6 protein-coding genes and 1 pseudogene are annotated in these 6,269 nt (G+C 73.8%); 5 read left to right on the top strand and 2 right to left on the bottom strand.

What is annotated here, in order from left to right; all coding sequences use genetic code 11:
• Positions 1-45: 45 nt before the first annotated feature.
• Together E1283_RS29795 and E1283_RS29790 are read left to right on the top strand one after the other, a co-directional pair.
• Positions 46-645 (top strand): hypothetical protein, encoded by a 600-nt coding sequence (locus E1283_RS29795; protein WP_132821276.1) that lies wholly within the window; start codon positions 46-48, stop codon positions 643-645.
• Between the two features lie 6 nt (positions 646-651).
• Positions 652-1,941 (top strand): TRAP transporter large permease subunit, encoded by a 1,290-nt coding sequence (locus E1283_RS29790; protein ID WP_132821274.1) that lies wholly within the window; start codon positions 652-654, stop codon positions 1,939-1,941.
• A 37-nt stretch (positions 1,942-1,978) separates the two neighbouring features.
• Here E1283_RS29790 and E1283_RS29785 read toward each other — a convergent pair whose 3' ends face one another.
• Positions 1,979-2,920, bottom strand: a complete 942-nt coding sequence (locus E1283_RS29785; protein ID WP_132821273.1) for a LysR family transcriptional regulator — start codon at positions 2,918-2,920, stop codon at positions 1,979-1,981.
• A gap of 71 nt (positions 2,921-2,991) precedes the next feature.
• On the opposite strand from E1283_RS29785, the gene E1283_RS29780 reads away from it, so the two are divergent.
• Both E1283_RS29780 and E1283_RS29775 read left to right on the top strand, forming a co-directional pair.
• A complete protein-coding gene (locus E1283_RS29780; RefSeq protein ID WP_207930575.1) occupies positions 2,992-4,341 on the top strand; it encodes an aspartate aminotransferase family protein in 1,350 nt (449 codons plus the stop codon).
• Positions 4,342-4,413: 72 nt separating this feature from the next.
• Positions 4,414-5,142 carry a sulfite exporter TauE/SafE family protein gene (locus E1283_RS29775; protein WP_279571302.1) on the top strand — a complete coding sequence of 243 codons (729 nt, stop codon included), beginning with the start codon at positions 4,414-4,416 and terminating at the stop codon, positions 5,140-5,142.
• A gap of 73 nt (positions 5,143-5,215) precedes the next feature.
• Here the strand turns inward: E1283_RS29775 and E1283_RS29770 are convergent, their stop codons facing one another.
• Entirely contained in the window at positions 5,216-6,058 is an 843-nt protein-coding gene (locus tag E1283_RS29770; RefSeq protein WP_207930574.1) for a helix-turn-helix transcriptional regulator, read from the bottom strand.
• Between the two features lie 54 nt (positions 6,059-6,112).
• Between E1283_RS29770 and E1283_RS40040 the strand changes: the two are divergent.
• Positions 6,113-6,269: pseudogene (locus tag E1283_RS40040) on the top strand (cryptochrome/photolyase family protein); the annotation flags it as partial.

Below are 6,269 nucleotides of genomic sequence, written 5' to 3'. Positions count from 1 at the left end.
GCCCCGACGGGCCGGCCACTCGCGGACCGCCTCGGCCCCGCCCGCCTGGCGCGGCTGCGCGCCGACTGCGCCGCCCTCGCCGAACGGGACGACTCCGCGTTCGCCGTCGCCCTGCTGGCCGGGACGCCGACCCACGAGGGCCGCGACGAGGAGACCCTGCGCCGCTGGGCCGTCGCGGCCTCCCGGTTCGGCGCCGCCCTGGCCGCCGAGCCGCCGGACGCCGGTGAGCCCCGCGTCGTGGAGCGCTCCGGCGGCCTCGACGAGGACCCGCCGCTCCTCGCCCGCTACCGCTCCCGGCCCGAGCCGTCCGTCGAACTCTTCACGGACACCGTGGCGTTGGCCGAGGAACTGATCGAACTGCTCGGCTGGCGCGACCGGTACCCCGAGGGGACCGTCCGCGCCGCCGCGCTCGCCCACGAGGCCGGCCACCACCGGCTCCACGACCCCGCCGCGAAACGCCGACTGCGGACCGCCCTCGACCACCCGGTGCTGCGCCTGGGCCGGTGGCGGCTGCTCGGCCACGTGGCGGGCGCCGACGAGATCGCCGCGCACGCCTACGCCGGGGCCGCGCTCGGCCTCGGCAGAGGCCCGCTGCTGGTGACCGCCGCGCTGGCCCGCGCGGTCGCCGCCCTGCGAGAGGACTGAGAACCCATGGGAATCGTCATCCTGCTGATCATGCTGGCCGGCGTCGTGCTGATGCTGACCCGCAAGCTGCCCACGGCGTTCGCCCTGGTCCTGCTCGGGGTCGCCGTCGCCCTGGTGGTGGGGGCGCCGCTGACCGGCGAGGCCAGCGTCTTCGACACCGTCCTCCAGGAGGGGGCGGCCAAGCTCGCGGCCACCATGATCGCCATCCTGCTCGGCTCCTGGCTCGGCAAGCTGCTGGACGAGACGGGCATCGCGGGCACCCTGGTCCGCAAGATCGTGGAGTTCGGCGGGGACCGGCCCACCGTGGTCGCCCTCGGCGTCCTCGCGATCTCCGCCCTCGTCGGCACCGTCACCGGCTCCGCACCCGCCGCGATGCTCGCCGGCATCATCGGGATCCCCGCGATGATCGCGGTCGGCGTGCCCAAGGTGACCGCCGCCGGGACCATCCTCATGGGAATCGCCGCCGGCATGCCCTTCGAACTGCCGATCTGGCAGTTCTTCTCCACCGCGCTCGACCTGCCGGTCGACACGGTGCGGACCTTCATGATGCGGCTGTTCCCCTTCGCCGCCTTCTTCGCCGTCCTCTTCGTGCTGGTGGAGACCCGGCGCCGGGGCGTGGAACACACCTGGTCGCTCCGCACGTTCGACGCCCGCCGGGACCGGCGCCCCTCACGGCGCGAACGCCTCGGCGACGCGCCCTGGTACGCGCTGTTCACCCCGGCGGTCCCCCTGGTGCTCGCCCTGGGCTTCGAGGTCGCGATCATCCCCTCGCTGCTGGCGGGCGTGCTCTTCGCGCTGGTCACCACCACCCGACCGCGCGACATGAACACCCGCCTCCTGCGCACCCTGTACGCCGGCTTCGAGGTGGCGGCCGCGCCCATCGCGCTCTTCGTGGCGATCGGCGTGCTGCTGGCCGCGGTGCAACTGCCCGACGCCGTCGCGGCCCTCGAACCGCTGGTCGAGGCCGTCAGCCCGCAGAACCCCGTGCTGTTCGTGCTGGTCTTCACCGCGCTGGTGCCGCTCTGCCTCTACCGGGGGCCGTTGAACGTCTACGGCCTCGGCGCCGGCATCGCCGGCGTGCTGATCGCGGCGGGGATCTACCCGGCCGTGGCGGTGCTCGGCCTGACCGCCTCCTACAACCAGGTGTTCGGCGTCGCCGACCCCACCAGCACCCAGACGGTGTGGAGTGCCCAGTACTCCGGCGTCAGCCCCCAACAGGTGATGGTCAGGACGCTGCCCTACGTGTGGTGCGTCGCCCTCGGCGGCTTCGTCGTCACCGCCGCGCTGCACCTCTGAACGACCGCGGCCGAGTCGCCCCGCGCCCGCCGCGCACCTACGGCTCGTGCCCGGTCTCCGGGGAGTTCGGCGCCACGTCCCGCCGCCAACGGTCGGCCGCGTGGCGCAGGTGCGCGGCGGCCGCCGCGACGAGCGGGTCGCGGTGCGGGTGCCGGCGGGCGTGCAGCACGACGCGCCTGCCGACCGCCGGGTCGGTGAGGGGCCTGGCCACCAGGGTGTCGGGCAGGTCGGTGACGGCGAGCCGGGGCAGGACGGTGATGCCGATGCCGGCGCCGACGAGGCTGAGCGCCGCGTGGTGGTCGTCGAGCCGCGCGACGTGGCGGGGCGCGAAGCCGGCGGCGCCGCAGGCGTTGCGGATGATCCCCCCGATCGGGCTGTCGTAGATGTCGTGGTCGATCCAGGGCTCGGTCCGCAGCCGGCCGAGCGGGATCGAGCGGGCGCCCGCCAGCGGGTGGTCGGCGGGCAGCACCGCGAGCAACTCCTCGGTGAGCAGGTCGTGGCGCCGGTAGCCGTCGAGGCGGATCCCGGCGCCGCCCACCGGCTCGGTGCGGATGTCGAGGTCGGCCCGGCGCCGACCCCGCCCGTCGACCGGCTCGTTCAGGCTGACCTCGACCGTGATGTTCGGCCGTTCCGCGCGGACGGCACGGACCACCTCCGGGATCAGCCGCTCCGCCGCCGAGGCGAAGCAGGCGATCGCCAACCGCTCGGCCTGGCCGGCCCGCAGGTCGGCGACGGTGCGTTCGAGACGCGCGAGATCGGCGAGCAACGGCCCCGCCTCCTCCGCCAGTTGGAGCGCGGCGGCGGTCGGTGCGACGCCCCGCCCGTCCTTCTCGAAGAGCGTGAGCCCCGTCTCCCTGGCGAGCGCCGCCATGTGCTGGCTGATCGTCGCGGCCGAGTAGCTGAGGTTCCGCGCGGCGGCGCTGAGGGAGCCGGCCTCGACGACCGCCCTGAGGACCGCCAGCCGGTGCGTGGTGAGCATGGGCGCAACCGTAAGCCGACGCCGAACGGTCCGGCGGTTTTTACCGCTTGTTGCGGACGGTCGCGGGGGCGATGGTGGTGACCGTGGACACGCGATTCTGGGAAGACGCCGACCGCCTGCTGATCCGCTACGGCACGACCTTCAGTCCCCGCGTCATCGAACGCGCCGCCGGCGCGCACGTGTACGACACGGCGGGCCAGCCGATCCTCGACTTCACCTCGGGCCAGATGAGTTCCGTTCTGGGCCACGCCCACCCCGACATCGTGTCGGCGGTCTCCACGGCGATCGGCACCCTGGACCACCTCTACAGCGGCATGCTCAGCCGCCCGGTCCTCGACCTCGCCGGGGCGCTCGCCGCCACCCTCCCGCCCGAACTGGGCAAGACGCTGCTGCTGAGCACCGGCGCCGAGTCCAACGAGGCGGCGATCAAGCTCGCCAAGCTGTACACCGGCCGCTACGAGATCGTGTCGTTCGACCGCTCCTGGCACGGCATGAGCCACGGCGCGGCCTCGGCGACGTTCTCCGCCGGGCGCCGCGGCTACGGCCCGCCCACCCCTGGCAACTTCACGCTGCCGACGCCCAACGCCTACCGCTCGCCGTTCCGGGCCGCCGACGGGTCGCACGACTGGCGGGCGGAGCTGGAGTACGGCTTCGCGATGGTCGACCGGCAGTCCTCCGGCAGCCTCGCCGCCTGCCTGGTGGAGCCGATCCTCTCCTCCGGCGGGATCATCGAGCTGCCACCCGGCTACCTCGCCCGCCTCCGGGAGCTCTGCGACGAGCGCGGGATGCTGCTGATCCTCGACGAGGCCCAGACCGGCCTCGGCAGGACCGGGACCATGTACGCCTTCGAACGCGACGGCGTCGTCCCCGACCTGCTGACGCTCTCCAAGACCCTCGGTGCCGGCCTGCCGGTGGCCGCCGTGCTCACGGGCGAGCGCGTCGAGAGTGTCTGCCACGAGCGTGGCTTCCTCTTCTTCACCACCCATGTCTCCGACCCGCTCGCCGCCACCGTCGGCGCGACGGTCCTCTCCGTGATCCAGCGCGAGGGACTGGTCGCCCGCGCCGCGGCGCTCGGCGAACAACTCTCCGCACGTCTGGGGGAGTTGCGTGACCGCTACGACATCGTCGGCGACGTCAGGGGCCGCGGCCTGCTCCAGGGGCTCGAACTCGTCACCGACCGGGAGAGCAGGACCCCGGCCGACGAGATCGGGCAGCGGATCACCCACGACTGCCTCGCCCGCGGACTGCACCTCAACATCGTCCAACTCCCCGGCATGGGCGGCATCTTCCGCATCGCCCCGCCGCTCACCGTGACCGAGGACGAGCTGCACGCCGGCCTCGACATCCTCGCCAGCGCGATCGAGCGGGCCGCGGCCGCGGCCTCGAACCCCGCCGGGAATATGATCACTCGCAGGGGATGACGGTTTCCGGGTGGGACGGGGGTGGGCGTCGATGGTGTCGCTTCGGTGTCCCGCCGTGCCGTCGGGCGTCGCGTGAGCGGCACCGCCCAACTGGTGCTGTTCGGCGCCGTCACGCTGGGGGCGCTCGTCCAGTGGATGACGGGGATGGGCTTCGCGCTGGTCGCGGCGCCCGTTCTGGTCCTGCTGCTCGGCCCGGGCGACGGGGTGGCGCTGGCCAACTGCGTGGCGGGCGTCATCTGTCTGGTCGGACTCGCGGGCGGCTGGCGTCGGGTGCGGTTGGGGGCGATGGTCCCCCTGGTGGTCGCGTCGGCGTGCACCGTCCCGGCGGGGGTGTGGGTGGCCGGCAACCTGCCCGAGCCGCTCGTACTCGCCGGGCTGGGCTGCCTGGTGACGCTGGCGGTCCTGCTCGTGATGTGGGGCACCCGGGCGCCGGCTCTGGGCGGCGTCGGCGGGGCGTTGACCGCGGGCGCCGCGGGCGGGTTCATGAACGCGTCGGCGGGCGTGGGCGGCCCGCCGGTCTCCCTGTACGCGATGAACGCGGGCTGGTCGGTGCGCGAGTTCGTGCCGAACGCGCAGTTCTACGGGATCGTCGTCAACGTGTTCTCGGTGGCCGCGAACGGTCTCCCCGAGCTCGGCGGCGGTCGCGTGTGGTGGCTGGCCGGGGCCGCCCTGGCGGTGGGCTCGGTCCTGGGCCGGGCCCTCACCGAGCGGGTGCCGGAGCGGCGCGCCAGGCACCTGGTTCTGTCGCTCGCGCTCACCGGAGGGGTGACCACCCTGGTGAAGGGGCTGCTCGCCGCCTGACCCGTGCGGCCGCCGTGGCGGTGAGCGCGGCGGTGATCAACGCGCGGCCGAGCCCACCGGACAGGTCACCGCCTCAGCGCGGCGGCTGGGACCCGACGACGGAGAGCAGGTGGAGTTTCTCGTGGCTCTCGCTGCCGGGGACCGCGGTGTAGACGAGGAGCGAGTGGCCCTGGACCGGGTCGAGCAGCTGTTGGCAGTTCAGTTCGAGCGGGCCGAGTTCGGGGTGGACGAAGCGTTTGACGTCGTCGGGGCGGACGCCGATCTCGTGGTCGCTCCACACCGCGCGGAACTCCTCGTTGTCGGCGAGGAGGAGGTCGGCGAGGTGGGCCGCACGGGAGCCGGGGCCGCGCAGGGTGAGTATCCGGCGTAGGCCGGAGGCGAACATGCGGGTGAGGAAGGCATGGTCCTCGGGTGCGTAGAGCCGCCGGGTCTCCAGGTCGGTGAACCAGCGGTAGCCGATGCTGCGGGCCGGGCCGGTGTAGCCGGTGGTGTCGCCGGTGAGCGCGACGCCGAGCGCGGTCTGGCGCAGGGTCTCGCCGAGTTCGGTGACGATCTCGGCGGGGGTGTCGTGCAGGCGGTCCAGGATGCGGAGCAGGCCGGGGCTGATGTGGTCGCTGACGGCGCCCCGGGCGGGCGGGTTGTGTCCGGCGAGGCGGAAGAGGTGGTCGCGTTCGTCGAGGGAGAGGTGCAGGCCCTGCGCGATGGAGGCGATCATCTGCTCGGACGGGCGGGGGCCGCGTTCGCGTTCGAGGCGCGCGTAGTAGTCGGTGGACATGTGGCAGAGCGTCGCCACCTCCTCGCGCCGCAGCCCGTCGGTCCGGCGGCGGTGTCCCCGGGGCAGGCCGACGTCCTCGGGTTGCAGCGACTCCCGGCGGCGCCGCAGGAACTCCGCGAGCCCGGTCCGATCGATCACCATGCGTTTCCCTTCCTTGATGCTCCGTCATTCCTACCGCCCCCACGTCCACGCATCCACGGCTCGCCGATCCCCCCTTGGGACCCGGCCGACGCCGTGACGGCCAACTGCCTCGCCACCGTCCTGGCCCAGGTCCGCGACACGGGCTGGACCCACCACATCCCGCGCCTGATGGTGCTGGGCAGCCACGCCCTGCAACGCGGCTGGGACCCGG

This window comes from Streptomyces hainanensis, from assembly GCF_004348415.1.
Taxonomy (GTDB): Bacteria; Actinomycetota; Actinomycetes; order Streptomycetales; family Streptomycetaceae; genus Streptomyces; species Streptomyces hainanensis.
Note: the sequence above shows the minus strand (reverse complement) of the source record. Positions and strands in the feature narration are given on the sequence as shown.